The 22,237-nt window shown below is 54.4% G+C and carries 18 protein-coding genes and 3 pseudogenes; 20 read left to right on the top strand and 1 reads right to left on the bottom strand.

Annotation, left to right across the window (positions count from 1 at the left end):
* Window positions 1-48: 48 nt before the first annotated feature.
* The 20 genes and pseudogenes from rsmH to sigG all read left to right on the top strand — a co-directional run bounded on the left by rsmH (window position 49) and on the right by sigG (window position 20,231).
* Window positions 49-993: a 16S rRNA (cytosine(1402)-N(4))-methyltransferase RsmH gene (gene rsmH / locus RJD28_12075; protein WNV57027.1), complete on the top strand. Its 945-nt coding sequence runs from the start codon at window positions 49-51 to the stop codon at window positions 991-993.
* Window positions 994-1,088: 95 nt separating this feature from the next.
* A complete protein-coding gene (locus RJD28_12070) occupies window positions 1,089-1,232 on the top strand; it encodes a hypothetical protein (GenBank protein ID WNV57026.1) in 144 nt (47 codons plus the stop codon).
* A gap of 49 nt (window positions 1,233-1,281) precedes the next feature.
* Window positions 1,282-1,611 carry a hypothetical protein gene (locus RJD28_12065; GenBank protein WNV57025.1) on the top strand — a complete coding sequence of 110 codons (330 nt, stop codon included), beginning with the start codon at window positions 1,282-1,284 and terminating at the stop codon, window positions 1,609-1,611.
* 116 nt (window positions 1,612-1,727) lie between these two features.
* On the top strand, window positions 1,728-3,866 hold the full coding sequence (locus RJD28_12060) for a penicillin-binding protein 2 (protein ID WNV57024.1): 2,139 nt from the start codon (window positions 1,728-1,730) through the stop codon (window positions 3,864-3,866).
* A gap of 122 nt (window positions 3,867-3,988) precedes the next feature.
* Window positions 3,989-5,665 (top strand): penicillin-binding transpeptidase domain-containing protein, encoded by a 1,677-nt coding sequence (locus tag RJD28_12055; GenBank protein ID WNV59617.1) that lies wholly within the window; start codon window positions 3,989-3,991, stop codon window positions 5,663-5,665.
* 45 nt (window positions 5,666-5,710) lie between these two features.
* Complete coding sequence (gene mraY, locus RJD28_12050; GenBank protein WNV57023.1) at window positions 5,711-6,667, top strand: phospho-N-acetylmuramoyl-pentapeptide-transferase; 957 nt, start codon at window positions 5,711-5,713, stop codon at window positions 6,665-6,667.
* Window positions 6,668-6,684: 17 nt separating this feature from the next.
* On the top strand, window positions 6,685-8,097 hold the full coding sequence (murD, locus tag RJD28_12045; protein WNV57022.1) for a UDP-N-acetylmuramoyl-L-alanine--D-glutamate ligase: 1,413 nt from the start codon (window positions 6,685-6,687) through the stop codon (window positions 8,095-8,097).
* A gap of 223 nt (window positions 8,098-8,320) precedes the next feature.
* A pseudogene (locus RJD28_12040) lies at window positions 8,321-9,419 on the top strand (putative peptidoglycan glycosyltransferase FtsW).
* Between the two features lie 165 nt (window positions 9,420-9,584).
* Window positions 9,585-9,929, top strand: a complete 345-nt coding sequence (locus tag RJD28_12035; GenBank protein WNV59616.1) for a hypothetical protein — start codon at window positions 9,585-9,587, stop codon at window positions 9,927-9,929.
* Window positions 9,856-10,275, top strand: a pseudogene (locus RJD28_12030) (UDP-N-acetylglucosamine 1-carboxyvinyltransferase). Before RJD28_12035 ends, RJD28_12030 begins: the two are co-directional and overlap by 74 nt.
* 77 nt (window positions 10,276-10,352) lie before the next feature.
* Window positions 10,353-10,757, top strand: coding sequence for a hypothetical protein (locus RJD28_12025; protein WNV57021.1), 405 nt, complete (start codon window positions 10,353-10,355; stop codon window positions 10,755-10,757).
* Window positions 10,758-10,811: 54 nt separating this feature from the next.
* Window positions 10,812-11,495 (top strand): cell division protein FtsQ, encoded by a 684-nt coding sequence (locus RJD28_12020; protein WNV57020.1) that lies wholly within the window; start codon window positions 10,812-10,814, stop codon window positions 11,493-11,495.
* Window positions 11,496-11,609: 114 nt separating this feature from the next.
* The gene (ftsZ, locus tag RJD28_12015) at window positions 11,610-12,836 is read left to right on the top strand and encodes a cell division protein FtsZ (protein ID WNV57019.1); all 1,227 of its coding nucleotides are present in this window, start codon (window positions 11,610-11,612) and stop codon (window positions 12,834-12,836) included.
* A gap of 252 nt (window positions 12,837-13,088) precedes the next feature.
* Window positions 13,089-14,372, top strand: a complete 1,284-nt coding sequence (gene aroD, locus RJD28_12010; GenBank protein WNV57018.1) for a type I 3-dehydroquinate dehydratase — start codon at window positions 13,089-13,091, stop codon at window positions 14,370-14,372.
* Between the two features lie 266 nt (window positions 14,373-14,638).
* The gene (locus RJD28_12005; protein ID WNV57017.1) at window positions 14,639-15,475 is read left to right on the top strand and encodes a sigma-E processing peptidase SpoIIGA; all 837 of its coding nucleotides are present in this window, start codon (window positions 14,639-14,641) and stop codon (window positions 15,473-15,475) included.
* Between the two features lie 16 nt (window positions 15,476-15,491).
* Window positions 15,492-16,232 carry an RNA polymerase sporulation sigma factor SigE gene (gene sigE, locus RJD28_12000; GenBank protein ID WNV57016.1) on the top strand — a complete coding sequence of 247 codons (741 nt, stop codon included), beginning with the start codon at window positions 15,492-15,494 and terminating at the stop codon, window positions 16,230-16,232.
* A gap of 141 nt (window positions 16,233-16,373) precedes the next feature.
* Window positions 16,374-17,975 (top strand): MBL fold metallo-hydrolase, encoded by a 1,602-nt coding sequence (locus tag RJD28_11995; GenBank protein WNV57015.1) that lies wholly within the window; start codon window positions 16,374-16,376, stop codon window positions 17,973-17,975.
* 46 nt (window positions 17,976-18,021) lie between these two features.
* Window positions 18,022-18,273 (top strand): YlmC/YmxH family sporulation protein, encoded by a 252-nt coding sequence (locus RJD28_11990; protein ID WNV57014.1) that lies wholly within the window; start codon window positions 18,022-18,024, stop codon window positions 18,271-18,273.
* Window positions 18,274-18,387: 114 nt separating this feature from the next.
* Window positions 18,388-19,266, top strand: a complete 879-nt coding sequence (locus tag RJD28_11985) for a Fic family protein (GenBank protein WNV57013.1) — start codon at window positions 18,388-18,390, stop codon at window positions 19,264-19,266.
* 185 nt (window positions 19,267-19,451) lie between these two features.
* A complete protein-coding gene (gene sigG / locus RJD28_11980) occupies window positions 19,452-20,231 on the top strand; it encodes an RNA polymerase sporulation sigma factor SigG (GenBank protein ID WNV57012.1) in 780 nt (259 codons plus the stop codon).
* 592 nt (window positions 20,232-20,823) lie between these two features.
* Here sigG and RJD28_11975 read toward each other — a convergent pair.
* Window positions 20,824-21,940 (bottom strand): annotated as a pseudogene (locus RJD28_11975) (threonine-phosphate decarboxylase).
* Window positions 21,941-22,237: the final 297 nt, after the last annotated feature.

The raw sequence follows: 22,237 nt of genomic DNA, 5'->3' as shown, positions 1-22,237 counted from the left end.
AGCAGAATAGCAAGATGCAGAAATTTAGAAACAGGAGAACAGACAGGCATGAGTTTTTCACACGTATCCGTATTGCTTCAGGAGACAATAGAAGGATTGCATATCCGGCCAGACGGCATTTACGTGGACGGCACCCTTGGCGGCGGCGGACATGCCTGGCATGTATGCAGACAATTATCAGAAAAGGGACGGTTCATCGGCATTGACCAGGATGCGGCTGCCATTGCGGCAGCGGGAGAACGGCTGGCTGAATTCGGCGACCGGGTGACCATCGTCCGCAGCAATTACTGCGAGATGCGCCGGGTGCTGGAGGAGCTGGGCATCCGGAAGGTCAACGGCATTGTGCTGGATCTGGGGGTTTCCTCCTATCAGCTGGACACCGCGGAACGGGGATTTTCCTACCGGGAAGATGCACCGCTGGATATGCGCATGGATCAGCGGCAGTCCCTGACGGCGCGAGACATCGTCAACGAATACAGCGAAGCGGAACTGACCCGCATCATCCGGGATTACGGAGAGGACAAGTTTGCGGGCAGCATTGCACGACACATTGTCCGGGCAAGGCAGGAGCATCCCGTTGAGACGACGCTGGAGCTGGCGGAGATCGTGAAGGAATCCATTCCGATGAAAGCCAGAAGAACCGGCGGCCATCCGGCCAAGCGTACCTTTCAGGCCATCCGCATTGAGTTGAACCGGGAACTGGACGTGCTGCGAGATACGCTGGACGATATGATCGATCTACTGGACGAGGATGGCAGGATCTGCATCATCACCTTCCATTCCCTGGAAGACCGGATCGTCAAGACGATCTTCCGCAAGAACGAAGATCCGTGCATCTGCCCGAAGAACCTTCCGGTGTGCGTATGCGGACGGAAATCCAAGGGAAAAGTGATCACGAGAAAACCGATCCTCCCGTCGGAGGAAGAGCTGGAGAACAATTCCAGAAGCAAGAGTGCGAAGCTGCGTATTTTCGAACGCAGGACAGAGAAGTAGAATACAACAGCATGTATTGTGGAAAATGATAGAAGAGAAACAGAGAAGAACTCCATAAAAATAATTTAGAAAATAAGAAGATGGGAAGTGGGATCTTGGCATCCAGAAAGACCAGCTATTATGACACCTATGTGGACGGCAACACCGTCCGTACCATAGAGACACTGCCGCAGGAGGAACCGGCAGTCAGAAGAAAAAAAGAGAAGACAGGCAAAGGTACATTCCGCTGTCCGCTATAAGCAGAAGACCCGGACGCATGCCCTGTATGCGGCATTTCTGACATGCATCATGGGCCTGCTGGTGTTTGGCTGTGTGCGGTACCTGCAGATCCAGTCCCGGGTGACCGCCTCCATGGAGAACATCAACAAGCTGGAGAGCACGCTGAACGATCTGAAGGCAGAGAATGACGCGGAGTACAACCGGGTCATGTCTTCCGTGGATCTGGAGACAGTCCGCAAGATTGCCACAGAGGAACTGGGCATGGTGTATGCGGACGAGAACCAGGTTGTCCTGTATGACAGCAAGGATACGGACTATGTGCGGCAGTATCAGGATGTGCCGAAGACATCCGCAGAAAGCGGCGTCAAGAGCAAGGCGGCAGCACTTTTCGGAAAGTAAGCAGGAAACAGGAGTGTTGAACAGTGAGCAGAGATGACAGATACGATCATCGTCGGGGGAGGCGCCCGCAGCGGATGGACGGATCCGGCAGGCGTCCCCGGCGAAGAAGGGAACCTTTGAAATTCACAGGAAAAATGAAGAGAAAGCTGGCAGTCACCTTTTTCGTGATTTTGCTGGCTTTGCTTGGTTTAGGTTATCAGATCACACGGATCCAGCGGGAAAACGGAGAACAGTATGCCAAGCAGGTGCTTTCCCGGCGGGGCTATTCCAGCTCCACCCTTCCGTACAAGCGGGGAGACATCACCGATACCAACGGCACGATCCTTGCCACCAGCGAGGAGGTCTACAATCTGATCATTGACGCCAAGCAGATGCTGGAGAAAGATTCCTATCTGGAACCTACCCTGGCAGCCCTGTCCCAGTGCTTCGGGGATACGGTAGACAGCACCGGTGCCACCATTGACATTGCAGCCATCCGGCAGCATGTGGCGGACAAGCCGGACAACCAGTACTATGTGGCGGCCAAGAAGCTGACCAAGGATCAGATCAGCGCCTTTGAAGAACTGATGGCAGATAAGAAAAACAATCCTGACATCAGCGGCGTCTGGTTCGAGAAGGATTACGTGCGCCGCTACCCGTACAGCACGCTGGCCAGTGATCTGCTGGGCTTTACCGTGTCCGGCAATCAGGGCGTCTGGGGCATCGAGGAATACTATAATAGTACGTTAAATGGAGTAAATGGCCGGGAATACGGGTATCTGAATGAGAATTCCGAGCTGGAACGGACAGTAAAATCCGCCCAGGACGGCAAGACCGTGGTGTCCACCATTGACGCCAACATCCAGACCATTGTGGAGACGAAGCTGCGGGAATTCAATGAGCAGCATGCCAATGAGGCGAGAGAAGGTCTGGGCAGTAAGGTCAGTGCGGCAATCGTCATGGATCCCAACACCGGGGCGGTGCTGGCCATGGCGGAGTATCCCAATTTTGACCTGAACAATCCCCGGGATCTTTCGGTGACCGGCCTCTATACAGACGAAGAGATCGCGGCCATGGATGACAAGGCGCTGGGCGAGGCATATTACAGTATCTGGCGAAACCACTGTATTTCCGATGGCTTCGAGCCGGGTTCCACCATGAAGCCCATGACCATTGCAGCCGGTCTGGAGACGGGCAAGGTGCGGGACGGCGACGGCTTTACCTGTGTGGGAATTCTTCACGTAGGTGAGCACGACATTCGCTGCTCCAACCGGTACGGCCACGGTTATCTGACGACAGATCAGGCGCTGATGAAGTCCTGCAACGCGGCCCTTATGACCATGGGTATGCGCATCGGTGTGGACGATTTCCGAAAATATATGACGATCTTCAACATCGGAAACCGCACGGGCATTGACCTGCCGGGCGAGGCAGCCGGTCTGGTGCTGGATGCGGACGCCATGACCATCACCGACCTGGCGGCCAACTCCTTCGGACAGGGCTTTAACACCACCATGATCCAGATGGTTTCCGCCTTTTCTTCCATTGTCAATGGCGGCACCTACTATCAGCCTCATGTGGTGAAGAAGATTCTGGACAGCAGCGGCGCCACCGTGGAGACGATCCAGCCCCAGGTGATGAAGCGCACCGTGTCCCAGAAGACAGCGGAGACGCTGCGGACTTATCTGTATCACGTTATTGCCGGGGACGGCGTTATGACCGGTACCGGAAGTGCGGCAGGCGTGGAAGGCTACAAGATCGGCGGCAAGACCGGTACGGCGGAGAAGATTCCCCGAGACAAGAAAAATTACGTTGTTTCCTTCCTGGGGGCGGCTCCCATTGACAATCCCCAGGTCGTTCTGTATGTGGTGGTGGATGAGCCCAACGTGGCGGAACAGTCCCACAGTACTTACGCCCAGGAGATTTTCAGCAGCATCATGAAGGAAATGCTGCCCTACATGAACATTTATCCCACAGAGGCAGTCACCTCCACACCGGAGGACACTGCGGAGGGTGATACCACGGCAGAGGATACTGCGGCGGAGGATACGGCAGAAGACACCGCCAACGACAACAAGGTCATTGTCACAGAGACAGGCCGGGTCATCGACGGCATGCACATTGATCCCGAGTACGCAGCGGCCAACAATCTGGATCCCAACACCGGAGAATCCCTGGATCAGGAATCCGTGCTGCCGGATGGCTACACCGGTTCGGCGGACAGCGAGGAAGACACGGTGACCAAGAGCGAGGAAGCGGCCATGACCGGGGAATAAAGTCATAAACTTATTCCAAGGTGCATACACTGTATGGATATCAAAGTCGGGGATATGCAGTGCACAAAAACAAAACCTGGAACCGGAAAAAGATTCTGGCAGCTTTTCTGATCCTGCTGGCCATGATGATAGGATTATGCGGACGGCTTGCATATCTGATGCTTTTTGATGCGGAGGATTATGCGGGAAAAGCCGTCCGTCTGCATGAGCGGGAACGGGACATCAAGGCCGCCAGAGGGCGGATCGTGGATGCGGCAGGCGTGGTGCTGGCAGACAACCGGCCGGTGTGTACCGTTTCTGTGATCCACAGTCAGGTAAAGGATCCAGAGGGGGTTATCCACATGCTGACGGAAAATCTGGGGATGGACGAGGCCGTCATCCGCAAAAAAGTGGAAAAGGTCAGTTCCCGGGAGCTGATCCGTTCCAACGTGGACAAAGAGACCGGCGACCGCATCCGGGCTTTTCACTATGAAGGGGTAAAGGTGGATGAGGACTACAAGCGGTATTATCCGCTGGGGGAGCTGGCCTCCAAGGTGCTGGGCTTTACCGGCAGCGACAATCAGGGCATCATCGGCCTGGAGGTTGCCTATGAATCATACCTGAAAGGCACGGCGGGCCAGATCCGAACACTGACGGATGCCCGGGGCGTGGAGATCGAAAACGCCGCCGAGGCGCGGACGGAGCCGGTGCCCGGGTATGACCTGTACGTCAGCCTGGACAGCAACATCCAGGCCTACGCTCAGCAGGCGGCAGAGAAGGTCATGGAAGAAAAACAGGCAGAACGGGTGTCGGTGCTGCTCATGAACCCGCAGAACGGGGAAATCTATGCCATGGTGAACGTGCCGGAGTTTGATCTCAATGATCCCTTCACCCTGTCGGAGGAGACGTTGGACGCCCACCCGTCCCTGACGGAAAAGGAGCGGCAGGATCTTTTGAACCAGATGTGGCGCAATGCCTGCATCAACGATACCTACGAGCCGGGCTCCACCTTCAAGGTCATCACCGCCTCGGCGGGACTGGAGGAAGGGGTGGTGTCCACCTCGGACGCTTTCTTCTGCCCGGGCTACAAGATCGTGGAGGACCGGCGCATCCGCTGCCACAAGGTGGGCGGCCACGGCTCGGAAAATTTCATCCAGGGAACGATGAATTCCTGCAACCCGGTTTTCATGGAGGTGGGGCTGCGGCTGGGGCCGGAGCGGATGTATGATTATTTTCAGAAATTTGGCCTGCTGGAAAAGACCGGCGTGGACCTGCCCGGCGAGGCGGGTACCATCATGCACAAAAAGGATGCCATCGGGCAGGTGGAGCTGGCCACCATTTCCTTTGGCCAGTCCTTCCAGATCACTCCGTTAAAGCTGCTGACCACGGTCAGTTCCCTTGTGAACGGCGGCCGTCTGGTGACACCCCACCTGGCCTGCAGTGTGAAAAACCGGGACGGGGAGGTGCAGCAGGTATTTGACTGGGACACCGACCGGCAGATCCTGTCCGAAGAGACGTCGGCCACCATGCGGACGATCCTGGAAAAGGTGGTGTCTGAGGGCACCGGAAAAAACGCCTATATCGAAGGGTACGCCATCGGCGGCAAGACCGCTACCTCCCAGACGCTGCCCAGAAGCGCCCACCGCTACATTTCCTCTTTTGTGGGATTTGCCCCGGCGGATGACCCAATAGTGGCGGGGCTGGTGGTGATCCACGACCCCCAGGGCATCTATTACGGCGGAACCATCGCGGCCCCGGTGCTGCGGGAGATTTTTGAAAATATCCTTCCCTATCTCGGGGTGGCTTGCATTCAGAAATAAAAAAGTTTTATACTGACAAAAAACGAAAGAAATAAGAGGTGCGACATGAATTATTCATTTATCCTTCCGGTATTTATCTCCTTTGTGGTCAGCGCGGTGTTAGGCCCGGTGCTCATCCCGTTTCTGCGGAATCTGAAATTATCCCAGACCGAGCGGGAGCTGGGCGTCAAATCCCATCTGAAGAAGGCGGGAACCCCCACCATGGGCGGCATCCTGTTTCTCATCGGCATCACGGTCACCTGCCTTATTTACCTGCGGCAGTATCCGAAGATCGTGCCGGTGCTGTTCCTGACGCTGGGCTTTGGCATCATCGGTTTTCTGGATGATTACCTGAAAGTGGTGCTCCGGCGCTCCGACGGTCTGCTGCCCTGGCAGAAGCTCATCGGGGAGATCGTGGTGACAGCGATCTTCGCTTATTACCTCATTCACTACACCGATGTGGAGCTGACACTGCTGGTGCCGTTTTCCCACGGCTATTACTGGAACATTGGCATTCTTGCCATTCCCATGCTGTTCATCGTCGTACTTGCTACGGTAAATGGAGTAAATTTCACGGACGGACTGGACGGCCTGTCCTCCAGCGTCACCGTTCTGGTGGCTACCTTTTTCAGCGTGGTGGCTATCGGTACCAACAGCGGCATCCATCCCATCACCTGTGCGGTGGCCGGCGGCCTGCTGGGCTTCCTGCTGTTTAATGTGTACCCGGCCAGCGTGTTCATGGGAGATACGGGTTCCCTGGCGCTGGGCGGTTTTGTGGCAGGTACGGCGTACATGATGCAGATGCCACTGTTTATCCCCATCGTGGGCTTTATCTATGCGGTGGAGCTGCTGTCTGTGGTCATCCAGGTCAGCTATTTCAAGGCAACCCACGGCAAGCGGATTTTCAAGATGGCGCCCATCCATCACCATTTCGAGCTGTGTGGCTGGTCAGAGACCCGGGTGGTGGCAGTATTTTCGATCATCACAGCGCTGCTGTGTCTCGCAGCGCTTCTTGCAATGTAAAAGGAGGAAAAGGTTCCATGGATGTATTTGAGAAAAAAGTCCTGGTGGTAGGCGGCGGAAAGAGCGGCATTGCGGCATCGGCCCTGCTCTTATCCCAGGGAAAACAGGTGATCCTGTATGACGGAAACGGCAGTCTGGATGTCCAGACGCTGACAGAAAAGGTACAGGCAGAGGAAGCGGCCCTGCTGGAAGCAGAAAAAGCGGCCGGGATCCCGGAAAAAACGGTGGGAGAGGGCAGCTTTGCGGTCCGTCTCGGGGATTTTGCGGCGGACTGGGAGGCGGAGCTGTCTCTGGTGGTGTTAAGCCCCGGCGTGCCCACCGATCTGCCCTTTGTCACGGCGCTGGCAGCCCACCTGCCCATCTGGGGCGAGGTAGAGCTGGCATACCGGTTTGCCAGAGGACGGATCGCGGCCATCACCGGCACCAACGGAAAGACGACCACCACAGCCCTCACCGGCGAGATCATGAAGGATTATTACGAGAGCGTGTTTGTGGTGGGCAACATCGGCATTCCCTACACCAGCACGGCAGCCCTGACCCGTCCGGATTCTGTGACGGTGGCGGAGATTTCCAGCTTCCAGCTGGAGACCATTGACACCTTCCATCCCCAGGTCAGCGCCATCCTCAACATCACGCCGGATCATCTGAACCGGCATCACACCATGGAAAACTACATAAAGGCCAAGGAAGATATCACGAAAAACCAGGGCACGGCGGATGCCTGCGTCCTCAACTACGAGGATGAGGTGCTGCGCGCTTTCGGACAGACGCTGAAAACCAGGGTGATCTGGTTCTCCGGGGTACAGCCGCTGGAGGAAGGCCTCTGGTTTGACGGTAAGAGCATTTTCATCCGCCGGGATGGGCAGACAGAGAAAGTGTGCGATATTTCGGAATTAAATCTGCTGGGCCGGCATAATTATGAAAATGTGATGGCAGCCGTTGCCATTTCTCTGGAGCTGGGTGTGCCCATGGACAGCATCCGCGGCACTCTGCGCCGGTTCACGGCGGTGGAGCACCGGATCGAGTTCGTGGCAGAGAAAAACGGTGTGGCCTATTACAACGATTCCAAGGGAACCAACCCGGATGCGGCCATCAAGGGCATCCAGGCCATGACACGGCCCACCTGGCTCATCGGCGGCGGCTATGACAAGAACTCCGAGTATGAGGAGTGGATCCAGGCCTTTGATGGCAAGGTAAAAGGACTGGTGCTCATCGGTGCCACCCGGGAGAAGATCCGTGCGGCAGCCGAGCGCTGCGGGTTCACTGCCTGCGCCTATGCGGATTCCCTGGAAGAAGCCATCACCTGGTGCAAGGACCGGGCACAGCCCGGGGATGCGGTGCTGCTGTCACCGGCCTGCGCCAGCTGGGGCATGTTCAAGAACTATGAGGAACGCGGAAAAGTGTTCAAGGACTTTGTAAAGTCCATTTAAATGATGCCAGGGTCAAAAGGTCTAAGCCCATATGAACTTGTTCATCAGTGGGCGAAAGACCTTGGGACCCGCCCCCGATATGAGCATAAAAGTGGGATGACAATCCCACGATATGCGAATAGTGGGGAGGATTGCGGGAGTGCGTAGCACGGAACAATCCGTAGGCATCAAAGTCGAGGTTTTTGTTCCTAACATTATTAAAATAAGGGAAAGCGGGATGCGTATGCGGCCGGAGTTTTACGCGAAGCACAGAGGAAGCCGGGACACCGTGTTGTTCGTGCTGGTTTGTATACTTACCGCATTCGGGCTGGTGATGCTGGCCAGCACCAGCGCCTGGAACGGCTATGTGAAGTTCCGGGATGCCGGTTATTATGTGAAAAAAACAGCTGTTTGCCACCAGCCTGGGGCTGGCGGCCATGGTGGCGGTCTCCCGGCTGGATTACCGGCTGCTGCGGTTCCTGGCAGTCCCGGCCTATGGGCTGTCGCTGGTGTTAAGCTCCCTGGTGCTGGTGGTTGGCCGGGAGTATAACGGCTCCAAGCGGTGGCTGGCCCTGGGCCCGCTGTCCTTCCAGCCGGCGGAATTTGCAAAGGTAGCGGTGATTTTGCTGCTGGCCTGGGCGGTGGACCGAAAAAAGGGACGGATGGAAAAAATGCGCTCTCTGATTGGCGTATTGCTTCTGCTTTTGCCCATCGTGGCGCTGGTGGGAACGAACAACTTAAGCACCGCCGTCATCATCCTGGGCATCGGGTTTCTGCTGATTTTTCTTTCCACGCCCCGGTATGTGCCCTTTGTGTTCATGGGGGCCGCAGGCGCAGGGTTGGTGGCGGTTTTTCTCGGCATGGAAAGCTACCGCCTGGAGCGGCTCATGATCTGGCGGCATCCGGAAAATTATGAGAAGGGCTACCAGACGATCCAGGGACTGTACGCCATCGGTTCCGGCGGTGTTTTCGGCCAGGGGCTGGGCAGCAGCATGCAGAAGCTGGGCTTCGTGCCGGAGGCGCAGAATGATATGATCTTTTCCATCATCTGTGAGGAGCTGGGTCTGGTGGGCGCCCTGGCGCTGATCCTACTGTTTTCCCTGATGATCTGGCGATTCATGGTCATTGCCATGCACGCGGAAGACCTGTTCGGGGCGCTGCTAGCAGCGGGCATCATGGGCCACATCGCCATCCAGGTCATTTTGAACATTGCGGTGGTGACCAATTCCATCCCCAATACCGGGATCACGCTGCCCTTCGTCAGCTACGGCGGCACCTCAGTCTGTTTTCTGCTGGCGGAAATGGGCATTGCCTTAAGCGTATCCGCCCGGACAAAGCTGTAGCCAAAGCACCAAGGAAGGCGTCTCTGCATATGATAATTTATAACAGATGCAGGGAAGAGCAGGCTTTCAGAGGGAGGTTGGCGGTGGAACGGTATGAAATAGACGGAGGAAGACCGCTGGTGGGCGAGGTCAGCATACAGGGGATCTAAAAATGCGGTGCTGCCCATGATGGCGGCAGCGGTACTGCATCAGGGAACGGTGGTGCTGGAGCACTGCCCGGTGATCTCGGATGTACAGTGCATGGTGCGGATCCTGGAAAAACTGGGCTGCACGGTGAACTGGGAAGGACACACGCTGATCATTGATGCACAGGAGATCCGTTCGGTGACCGTACCGGAAAAAGAAGCCAAACGGATGCGATCCTCCGTCATGCTTCTGGGGGGCGCTGCTGGGCAGAAAGGGCAAAGCCCGGCTATGCTATCCCGGCGGCTGTGTCATTGGCAGGCGGCCCATCGACCTGCATCTGTCGGCGCTGGAGCAGATGGGCGCAGCGGTCACCCAGGAAGATGACTGGCTGGACGTGTCGGCATCCCGGTTGACCGGGCAGACCATTTCCTTTGCAAGATCCAGCGTGGGCGCCACGGAAAACGTGCTGCTGGCGGCGGTGCTGGCGGAAGGTGTCACGGTGATCCGGGGCGCGGCCATGGAGCCGGAGATCGGGGAACTGTGCCGTCTGCTTGGCCGGATGGGCGCGGACATTTCCGGGGCGGGGACACCGGTGATCCGGGTGTGTGGGGTGAAGCGCCTTCACGATGCCCGGGTGACGGTCATGCCGGACCGGATCGTGGCCGGTACCTATCTTCTGGCAGCCGCCGGAAGCGGTGGACGCCTCACCATTGAAAATCCGCCGGTGGGCCAGCTGGACGCCCTGCTTGGCATTTTGCGGCAGCTGGAAATGGAAGTCCGGGAAGAAAAAGGGAACCCCTGTCTGTTGTGGGAAAACCGCATTTTCCGGCGCTGCCCTTTGTACAGACGGCGGAATATCCGGGATTTCCCACCGATCTGCAGTCTCAGCTGCTGGCGGTGCTGCTGCGGGCCCGGGGTACCAGCCGGGTGCGGGAAACGATTTTTGAATCCCGGTTCCGGGCAGCGGAAGAATTTCGGAAGCTGGGTGGGCAGGTGGACATCTGCGGGCAGGACTGCACCGTACACGGCACAGAAAGTCTGGCGGGCGCTGTGGTAGAGTCCCATGAGCTGCGGGGCGGGGCGGCACTGCTGCTGGCGGGCATTTTTGCCCGGGGAACAACCACCGTCCTGGATGAGGGATATATTGCCCGGGGATACGAGCAGCCGGAGCGGGTGCTGTCTGCCCTGGGCGCGCACATAGAGAAAAGGTGACGCCTTTGGAAGAGAAAAGGAAGAGAAAAAAACAGAAAATGGATCGCCGTCGCCGTGGTACTGGGACTGCTGGTGCTGGGCGCGGCCATATTTTTCAATGCATTTGCTGTCCGGGATGTGACGGTGGAAGGCAATGAGCGGTATACGGATGCGGAGATTGAACAGCTGGTGCTGGGCGAGGGATACTCCAATACGCTGCTCCTGATGGCCAAGAGCCGTTCCGGAGGGTTCGGAAATATCCCTTTTATCAGTACCCTGGAGGTGGAAGCCCTGTCGGCGGGCCACATCCGGATCCGGGTATATGAGAAGACCATCGTGGGTTACGTGTCCTACATGGGGACAAACCTCTATTTTGACAAGGACGGTATGGTGGTGGAGAGCTCCACCGAGGTGCTGGACGGGGTACCGCAGATCTCGGGGCTGAAATTTTCCGAGGTGACGCTGTATGAGCAGCTGCCGGTGAGCAAGCCGGATGTGTTTCGGATCATTCTCAATCTGACCCAGGCGCTGGACAAGAATGACGTCCACCCGGATCGGATCGCGTTTGCGGACAACTTAAGCATCACCCTGTGGTTCGGCGAGGCCCGGGTGCTATTCGGCACGGAAGATATGATGGATGAGAAAATCGCCAACCTGGCCTCCTTTGTTGATGACCTGAAAGAGCGCAAAGGAACGCTTCATATGGAAAACTTTACCGAAGATACCCAGAATCTCATCTTTGACGGGGATGACGGGTAAAAAAAAATCAAATTTGCTATTGATTAATCGGTGAAAAAATACTATTATAAGTAGAGTATATTAACGAAAATTGCGACAAATACGGATAGGTTTATATATAAAGGAGGAACTACCTTGTTAGAGATTATGACAAATGAAACAGAATCTGCTGCAAAGATTATTGTAATCGGTGTCGGCGGCGCCGGCAACAATGCAGTGAACCGCATGATTGATGAACAGATCGCCGGCGTGGAATTCGTCGGTATTAATACAGACAGCCAGGCGCTGAAGCTCTGTAAGTCCCCCACCGCTCTGCAGATCGGTGAGAAGCTGACCAAGGGCCTGGGCGCAGGCGCAAAGCCGGAGATCGGTGAGAAGGCAGCCGAGGAGAGCGCTGAGGAGATCAAGGAAGTGCTCAAGCACGCAGACATGGTATTCGTTACCTGCGGTATGGGCGGCGGTACCGGTACCGGTGCAGCTCCCGTTGTGGCCAAGCTTGCCAAGGATATGGGAATCCTGACCGTCGGCGTTGTGACCAAGCCGTTCAAGTTTGAGGCAAGAACCCGTATGAACAATGCCATTGCCGGTATTGAGAAGCTCAAGGAGTCCGTGGACACCCTGATCGTGATCCCCAACGACAAGCTGCTGGAGATCGTTGACCGCAGAACGACCATGCCCGAGGCACTGAAGAAGGCAGATGAGGTTCTGCAGCAGGCTGTACAGGGTATCACAGACCTGATCAACCTGCCGGCACTGATCAATCTGGACTTCGCAGATGTACAGACCGTTATGAAGGATAAGGGCATCGCACACATTGGTATCGGTGAGGCCAAGGGTGACGATAAGGCACTGGAGGCTGTGAAGCAGGCAGTAGAGAGCCCGCTGCTTGAGACGACCATCAGCGGCGCATCCCATGTCATCATCAACATTTCCGGTGATATCAGCCTGATGGATGCCAACGATGCAGCAAGCTACATCCGTGACCTGACAGGCGAGGATACGAATATCATCTTCGGTGCCATGTACGATGCGGAGAATACAGACTATGCGAGAATCACCGTGATCGCAACCGGCCTTCATGATGTGGAGGAGAAGCAGGCAGCACCTTCCCTTGGTAAAGTTGTTCCGAACTTTACATATCCGAATGCGGGCAAGTTCGCACAGGGTATGCAGGGCGGAAGACCGATGATGCAGCAGCATGCACCCCAGCAGGGAATGCCCATGCCTTCCCAGAATGTGGGACAGGGTATGCCGCAGCAGGCAACCAGACCGATTCCGGGTATCCAGAAGCCCGCAGCGCCCAGAAGCAACGTGCAGGAGAATGATATCCAGATTCCGTCCTTCCTGACAAGAAAGAAATAAGAGAACAGAACGAGAATAGATTCAGACCCTGGGAAGGGCTGTCCGAGATGTACAGGGCAGCCCTTCTCTTGATTGCAGGATATTTGAACGAAGGCGCAGATTTCCATGGCACAGGAGGGAATCCTTCGTGATGGAATGCACTGTGAATAACAGAGTGATTTGTAGGATGCAGGTGTCAGTGATGTTTGTTATGCACTGGTCGAGACTGAAACGAAATGCAGATATTGGTGACAGAGGGGAGACGAAAGAAGTATGAGCAGATGGCAGAGTGTGAAGGCAGGAAATGTGGTGCTGGGGGACGGCATCCCGAAGATCTGCGTACCGATCGTGGCGAAAAATGAGGAACAGGTGCTGACACAGGCAAGACAGATCAGTGCCCTTCCGGCAGATCTGGTGGAGTGGCGGCTGGACTGGCTGGAGGATCCGTTCTCGGCATCGAAGTTTCTGCCGTCCCTTCGGCAGGTGCTGGGCGAGCGGCCCATTCTGCTTACCTTCCGCACGAAAGAGGAAGGCGGTGAGCAGGCCATCACGGCCTCTGATTACGTGGCGCTGTATGAAGACCTGATGTCTCTCGGTCTGGCACAGCTCATTGATGTGGAGTATGAGCGGGGAGAACAGACGGTGCGTACGCTGGTCGAGGCAGCCAGAAAAGCAGGGGTACTGACCGTTCTTTCCCATCACAACTTTGACCGGACACCGGCAGCGGAGGAGATGCTGCAGAAGCTGGTGCGGATGCAGAAAGCAAACGCTGACATTACCAAGCTGGCAGTGATGCCCCACGACAGCGAGGATGTGACCAGGTTGCTGTCCGTATCCACGGCCATGAAAGAACGCTATGCAGACCGCCCTTATATTACCATGTCCATGGGAAAACTGGGGCTGGTGAGCCGGATCTCCGGGGAGCTGACAGGCAGTGCCGTGACCTTTGGCAGCGCTTCTGCGGCTTCTGCACCGGGTCAGCTGCCGGTGGGAGAGCTGCGCACCATCCTGTCCCTTCTGGCAGGCAAGAAGAAAAAGAAGCCCAACATTTATCTCATCGGTTTCATGGGCTGCGGCAAGAGCACCATTTCCCATGCCCTGGGCAGCAACACCCGGATGCGGGAGATGGAGATGGACGAGGAGATCGTCCGCATGGAGAACCGGCCCATCGCGGATATCTTTGCCCAGGACGGGGAAGACTATTTCCGGGGGGTGGAGACAGCCCTGTTAAAGCTCATCGCGGATACCGGCGGCTATCTCGTATCCTGCGGCGGCGGAGTGCCCATGCGCCAGGAAAACGTACACCTGATGAAGGAGAGCGGCTATACCGTGCTGCTGACAGCCAGTCCGGCAGAGATCTTAAGCCGGGTGAAGGACAGTGAAGAGCGGCCCATCCTCAACGGGCATATGAACGAGGCGTATATCGCGGAGCTGATGGAAAAGCGCAGGCCCTTCTACGAGGCGGCCGCAGATGTGGTGGTGTGCACCGACGGGCGGCAGGTAGACGACATTTGTCGGGAAATTTTACAGAAACTGACAGAAAAGGAAGTGCAGTGACAGAAAATTCCGGTGACGGAACAGGAGAGGCACTGCAAAACTATCCTGTTATCACGGATTTTTTTAAAGCTTACGCAAGGATAGACAGTTCAGGAGATAAAAAAGACAGAGAGAGAATCGTGTCACAACGGTTCTTTTCCTGTCTTTTTTTTATGATGAAAAATGCGAAAATGCGCCGGGAATCCGACAGGTTCTGCGGGGATGGGAACGTATAATGAGGCTACCCAATGCAAGAACAGGTGAGGGACAGGTGAGGGGGGTGCCTCATGCAGGCAAAGATCTATTTGGATGTGCAGTTTCTGACGGAGTGGGTGCTGAACCTGTGTGTGGTGCTGCTGACGGCCAGGATCGTCGGGACAGGCGTGCGGTTCGCAAGGGCGGCGCTGGCTGCGGCGGCGGGCGCTCTGGCGCATGTGGCGCTGCTGGCGGCCGGGGTGTTGTCCGGCTGGCATTTCTGCGGTGGAGCAATGCCGGTTCTGGGCTGGCTGCTGATCCCGGTCATGACAGGAATCGCCTTTCCGGGAAAAAGGGGACGGCACCGGAGCCTGGCAGATCGCCTGCAGCTGTGGATCACCTTTGCAGCAGCGGCATTTCTGTTATCGGGCCTGCTGCAGGCACTGCATCCCTTCTGGCAGCGGATGTTCTTCCGGTTCTGGCTGGCCGTCTTTGCGGCATATGCCGTTTTACAGGCAGGATGCAAGCTTTTTGCCGCGGCAAAACACCGGCAGATGGATCTCTGCCCGGTGCGGCTCTACATAGGCGATACCCAGTGGCGGGTCATGGCCCTGCGGGACACAGGCAACCGGCTGCAGGATCCGTGGCTGCACCGGCCTGTGAGCATTCTGGAGGAAGGGGCGCTGCCGTTTTCTGTGGAGGAGCTTTTGGGAAAATCTCTGGCAGAAACGTTAAAGTTCCACATGATCCCATACAGCTCCGTGGGCTGCCCGTCCGGCGTGCTCACCGGCCTTGTTTTCACCCGTATGGTCATCGAGGGGACGGACGGCGAGCAGGTCATCCAGGCACCGGTCATCGGCATCAGCAGAGGGACAGTATCGACAGAGAAAGCATACCAGATGATACTGCATGAAAAATTCAGACAGTGAGTAGGAGGAGTCAAACATGTTAATGAAAGTATCTATGCCCGGGCATTTTAAATTAAAGTCGGTTTCGAATCTTCATAATGTCCTGTTTTCCAGAAGCGGCGACATTCATTACATAGGCGGGGCAGAGGTACTTCCGGCACCGCTGGAGCCGAAAAAAGAGCAGGAAGTCATCAACGGGCTGGGGACAGAGCGGGATCAGGAATCCAAGTCGCTGCTCATCGAGCACAACCTCCGGCTGGTGGTCTACATTGCCAAGCGCTTTGACAACACCGGCGTGGGCGTGGAGGATCTGATCTCCATCGGCACCATCGGCCTTATCAAGGCCATCAACACCTTCAATCCGGATCGGTGCATCAAGCTGGCCACCTACGCTTCCCGCTGTATCGAAAACGAAATCCTCATGTATCTGCGGCGCAACAGCAAAACACGCATGGAGGTGTCCATCGACGAGCCGCTGAACGTGGACTGGGATGGCAATGAGCTGCTTCTTTCGGACATTCTCGGCACCGACGAGGACGTGATCTACCGGGATATGGAGCAGGAGGTGGAGCACAAGCTGTTAAACCGGGCCATCTGCAAGCTTTCCGATCGGGAGCGCACCATCGTGGAGCTGCGGTTTGGCTTAAACGGCGGCGACGGGGAGGAGAAAACTCAGAAGGAGGTGGCGGATCTTCTCGGCATTTCCCAGTCCTATATTTCCCGTCTGGAGAAAAAGATCATGAAGCGGCTGCGCAAGGAAATCGTGCGATTCGAATAAAAACGACATATTAGTAAAATTGTATAAAAAATAGATTAAATAAGTAAAAATATTCGGCAAAATGAATTGAACTCCCCGGGGGAACGTGTTAAAATAATGCTAAGAAAACGATACATCTGTATCCGGGAAGGGGAGAGCAGAATGAAATTATATTTTATCGGGGCGGATCATGAGGTAACCGGCAGCTGCCATTATGTGGAAGCCTGCGGAAAACGGTTTCTGGTAGACTGCGGTATGGAACAGGGCAAGGATGTCTTTGAGAACGTGGAGATCCCGGTTCCGGCCAGTCAGATTGACTATGTGCTGCTGACCCATGCACACATCGATCATTCCGGGCTTTTGCCGCTGCTGTTCAAGAATGGTTTTCGGGGGGAGATCATCAGCACCTTTGCCACCAGCGACCTGTGCAGCATCATGCTGCGTGACAGCGCCCACATTCAGGAATTCGAGGCAGAATGGCGCAACCGGAAGGGCCGCCGTGCAGGTAAGGAAGAATTTGTACCGCTGTACACCATGGATGACGCGCTGGGGGCTGTAGAGCTGTTCCATCCTTGCGATTACAACCAGAAGATCGAACTGACGGAGGGCATTTCCATCCGGTTCACGGATGTGGGACACCTGCTGGGTTCCGCATCTATTGAGATATGGATCACCGAGGACGGCGTATCCAAGAAGATCGTATTTTCCGGCGATATCGGCAATACGAACCAGCCGCTGATCAAGGATCCCGAGTATCTGTCAGAAGCGGATTATGTGGTGATGGAGTCCACCTACGGCGACAGAACCCACGGAGAGCGGCCGGATTACGTGACCGAACTGGCCAACATCATCCAGGAGACCTTCGACCGGGGCGGCAACGTGGTCATTCCGGCATTTGCGGTGGGCCGTACCCAGGAGATGCTTTATTTCATCCGGGAGATCAAGGAAAAAGGTCTGGTCACCGGACACGGCTGCTTCAAGGTATTCGTGGACAGTCCGCTGGCCATCGAGGCCACCAACGTGTTCAACAAGAACTTCCGGGCATGCTTTGATGAAGATGCCATGAAGCTCATCAACGCGGGCATCAACCCCATCAAGTTTGACGGCCTGAATCTGGCTGTCAGCTCCGATGAATCCCGTGCCATCAACTTTGACATGGAGCCCAAGGTTATCATTTCCGCCTCCGGCATGTGCGACGCCGGCCGGATCAAGCATCATCTGAAGCACAACCTGTGGCGGAAAGAGTGTACTGTGCTCTTCGTCGGCTATCAGGGCGCAGGTACCCTGGGCCGTGCGCTGACAGAGGGTGCCAACTATGTGAAGCTCTTCGGTGAGACCATCGAAGTCCAGGCGGAGATCCGCAAGCTGTCCGGCATCAGCGGCCACGCCGACAAGAATGGTCTGCTGGAATGGGTGAACCACTTCACCCCGAAGCCGCAGAAGGTATTCGTTGTCCACGGCGAAGATCTGGTGTGCGAATCCTTCGTCAAATGCCTGAAAGAGGAACACGGACTGGACGCGGAAGCTCCGTTCAGCGGCGCCATCTACGATCTGGCCAATGCCTGCTGGGAGAAAGAAGGCATCAAGGTCTACGTCAAGAGCGAGAAGCCTGTGGAACGCCACAGATCCGATGTTTACGCAAGGCTGGTTGAGGCCGGCAAGCGTCTGATGCTAGTCATCACCCACAACGAGGGCGGCACCAATAAGGATCTCACCAAGTTCATGAACCAGATCCATGCTCTGTGCGACAAGTGGGACAGATAGGCGTCATATATTATAGGTAAGAAGAACAAAGGGTGCGGAGGCGTACATGCGTCTGTGTGAGCTGAAAGAAAAAGAAGTTGTCAATGCGAAGGACTGCTGCAGACTGGGCTTTGTGGAAGACCTGGACATTGACTGTAAGACGGGCTGTGTCCTGGCACTGATCGTGCCGGGGCCGGTCCGTTTCTGTATCTTTGGGTATGATTTCGAATACGTCATCCCCTGGAAATGCATCTGCCAGATCGGGCCGGATATCATCCTTGTGGATGTGGATCCGGAAAAGGCGAAGCATAAGCTTTAGACTAATGAAATTGAAATATAGTAGAACAAATCAAAAGTTGCCGTTCAAAATGCACTTGATCTATTACGAATGTCGTATTGCATTTTGACTTGAAATCTGGAAGCAAAGCCGCATTTGTGGCGGAACAACAGGATCAAGTCGATTCACGCTTCCTTGAAGATCGAAGCAAATTCGCTGACGATGGGACAGGTGCGGGATGTCATCAATGGAAAGATCGTGCTTGGTGCGCAAAAGGAAATTCAGGAAGTAAAGAATGCATATGCTGCCTATGAGCGGATTTCGGGAATGGATCCGTATGACATGCGGCAGTTGAAGCAGCTCCATGGGATTATGACAAAATATCTCGTGGAGGAATCCGGGGAGTTTCGCGCAGGAGAAGAGGGCGTTTTCAATGGAGAGCAATGTATTTTCATGGCACCGCCCGCACGGTTGGTACCGCAGCTGGTGGAAGAGCTGTTTGACTGGATGAGGGAAGCGAAGGACGATGTTCATCCGTTGATTTTGAGCAGTGTTTTTCATTATGAGTTTGTATTTATCCATCCTTTTTCTGATGGAAACGGCAGAATGGCAAGGTTGTGGCATACGGCTATTTTGTCCAAATGGAAACCGGTATTTGAATTTATTCCTATTGAAAGCCAGATCGAGAAATTCCAGGATGAATATTATGAGGCTATTTCCAGATGCCATGCTGCCGGTGAGTCTACAATTTTTATTGAATTTATGCTGGCGCAGATAGATAAAATTCTGGATGATGTTTCTTCGCAAATGAATGAAACAAATGCGTATCTTCCTGAAACCGTCCAAAAACTGCTTGAAGTGATGGAATATGATATTCCCTATACGAGCAATGCGCTGATGGAAAAACTGGGATTAAAAGCAAAGGAAGGATTTCGAAGAAATTATCTTTGCCCGGCACTGAAAATGAATTGCATTCAGATGACTATCCCGGATAAACCGAACAGCAGAAATCAGAGGTATGTGAAAAGAGGATAAAGAGAGGAGCGATAAGCTGCGAACCAGGTCATATGTCGTGTAACATGACTGGCTCAGAAAAACCGCATAAGTTAGAATTGTCAAGGGCTGAAATTTTATGAAATTTTTCAGCCCTTCGTATATTCCATGAGGATAGTGAGAATCCTTCTTGTATACATCATAAAACATACGAGGAGGATGCTGTCATGGCTGTGAATAAAGTCGAAATCTGTGGAGTGAACACCGCAAAGCTGCCGCTTCTGACCAACGAGGAGAAGGACGCCCTGTTTCAGAGGATCATCCGCGGGGACAAAGAGGCCAGGCAGATCTTCATTGAAGGGAATCTGCGGCTGGTTCTTAGCATCATCAAGCGGTTTTCCTCCAGTAATGAAAATGTGGACGACCTGTTTCAGATCGGCTGCATCGGTCTGATCAAAGCCATTGACAATTTCAACGTGGAACTGCAGGTGAAGTTTTCCACATACGCAGTGCCCATGATCATCGGGGAGATCCGCCGGTATCTGCGGGACAACAATTCCATCCGGGTGAGCCGGTCGCTGCGGGACACGGCCTACAAGGCGATTTATGCCAGGGAACATATGACGAAAGAGAATCTGCGGGAGCCCACCATCAACGAGATCGCGGCGGAGATCGGCATCAGCAGCGAGGATATCACCACGGCGCTGGACGCCATCCAGAGCCCGGTGAGCCTGTTTGAGCCCGTCTACACGGAGGGCGGGGACACGCTTTATGTGATGGATCAGATCAGCGATAAGAAAAATAAGGAAGAGAGCTGGGTGGAGGATCTGTCGTTGAGCGAGGCGATGAAGCGGCTGGGAGAACGGGAAGCTCATATCATCAACTTGCGGTATTTTGAGGGGAAAACCCAGATGGAAGTGGCAAAAGAGGTGGGGATTTCTCAGGCACAGGTGAGCCGTCTGGAGAAAAACGCACTGAAAGTGATGCGGCAGTATTTAGAAAGCTAGGAACAACAGGAGAAACATAGTGATACGGAACAAGATCAGACCGAACGGAACCAAATCGAACGCATCCAGATAGAATATAACCGGATTGCGTGAAAGGATTCCTGACGGGATAGGATAATAATTGGAAGAAAAATGCAAAAAAATAGATTGAGGATTCTTTCCTGAATCATCAATCTTCCTGTTACATTGCGTCTTTGCAATTTCGGGCTGTCACTTCCTCCCGGCTCGGTAGCCTATCGAACCGGGAGTCTACCAGAACTAGCGATAGTTCTCTTCGTAGATCTCCTCAGATAATGCACATAAGCTTTCCCAGATCTTTTCGATAATCGTCATTGTTCATTTCTCCTTTCGATTGTTTGTTTTTTGTTTTTGTCTTATTTCTCTTGACACCTGTATCCTATCACAGACAAGGGGTCTAAGCAATACCTGTGCCAACCTTTCTCCCATTTACCGTCAAAAAAGAAAAAATGAAAAATTGTTGTAGTCAATATGAACAAAAAACATGTATAAATTTAGATACATTAACCAAAACGAGCATGAAAAAATGGCAGAAAAGGCAAAGTGCCCAATCTGCCATGTGTATTTTTGTATCTTATGCCAACAGCTCTTTGATGCAGGCGATGAGTTCATCGTTCTTTTCCGGGCTCATAAAACAGAAACGGAAGTAGCTGGCGTCCAGGAACGGGAAGGAAGAGCAGTCCCGGATCATCAGTCCCTTGCGGATAGCGTGGTCGAACAGATCCTGGGCGGTGACGCCGGGTTTTAAAATGCGGGCCAGCAGGAAGTTGGCGGTGGGTTCGTACACCTTGAGTGTATCCATGCCGGAGAGGATGCCGTAGATGCGCGTGCGCTCCTCTGCAATGAGTGCCCGGGTTTCCCGGATGTAATCTTCATCGGAGAACATGAGCTCCCCGGCCACTTCGGCCAGAGAATTGATGGTCCACGGATTTTTCCGGCCATTGATCTCCTTGATCAGATCCTGGTTACCGGTGACCGCATAGCCAAGCCGCAGGCCCGGGGGAGGCGAAGAACTTGGAAATGCCCCGCAGGATGATGAGGTTGCTGTAAATGTGGGACAGCGGGATGGAGGTCAGGGCATCCGTGTCCGGCGCAAATTCCACATACGTCTCATCCACCATAACATAAATGCCATAGCTCTTGCACTCGTCCAGGATCCGGCGCATATCTGCCCGGTTGATGGCGGTGGAGGTGGGGTTATTGGGATTGCAGATCACCAGCAGATCAATGGTTTCGTTGAGCTTGCCAAGAAAATGGGGCACATCCAGGGCAAAATCATTGGCCTCTTTCAGCGGATAGTACAGCGCCGTGCCGCCGCCCAGTTCAATTTCTCGCTCGTACTCCGAGTAGCTGGGGCCGATGATCAGCGCTTTTTTCGGATGCTCGATCTGGATAAAAAGAGAGATCAGCTCCGTGGCGCCGTTGCCCACGATGATGTGGGACGCGTCGGTGTGGGTATACCGGGCAATGCTCTTGCGAAGAGAGGTGTACTCCCGATCCGGGTAGGACGTGATCACATCGATGTGCTCTGCCAGCGCTTCCTTAAGCTTCGGAGAAATGCCCAGCGGGTTCACATTGGCGGAAAAACTGGTGATATCTTCTTTTTTGATGCCGTAAATTTCTTCGATCTTTTCCAGATCACTGCCATGAAAATGGTCTTTATGTTCAATGACGGGTGTCTGTTCGCTCATAGAAAAACCTCCATTTCTTTCGTCCCATTGCATATAGTGTTGCGCGGCAGTGGGAAAAAGTGTTATACTAGTACGATACCAAAAGTCGGAAGCCTGAAATCACGATATGCTTGCATAGAAGTGATTGAGAGGCTTAGCGACTTGCTCAATATGAGGATAAAAGTGGGGCGTATGCCACACGATATCCGAATGGTGAGCAGAATTGCGAGAATACGGAGTATGTAGCAATTCGTATGGTATATCTACATATTTTATACACAACGCAAGAAAAAAGCAATCGGCAAATCAGGAATTGGC

The sequence above is a fragment of the Oscillospiraceae bacterium NTUH-002-81 genome, from assembly GCA_032620915.1.
GTDB lineage: Bacteria > Bacillota > Clostridia > Lachnospirales > Lachnospiraceae > JAGTTR01.
This window is presented reverse-complemented; position numbering and strand designations above follow the sequence as displayed.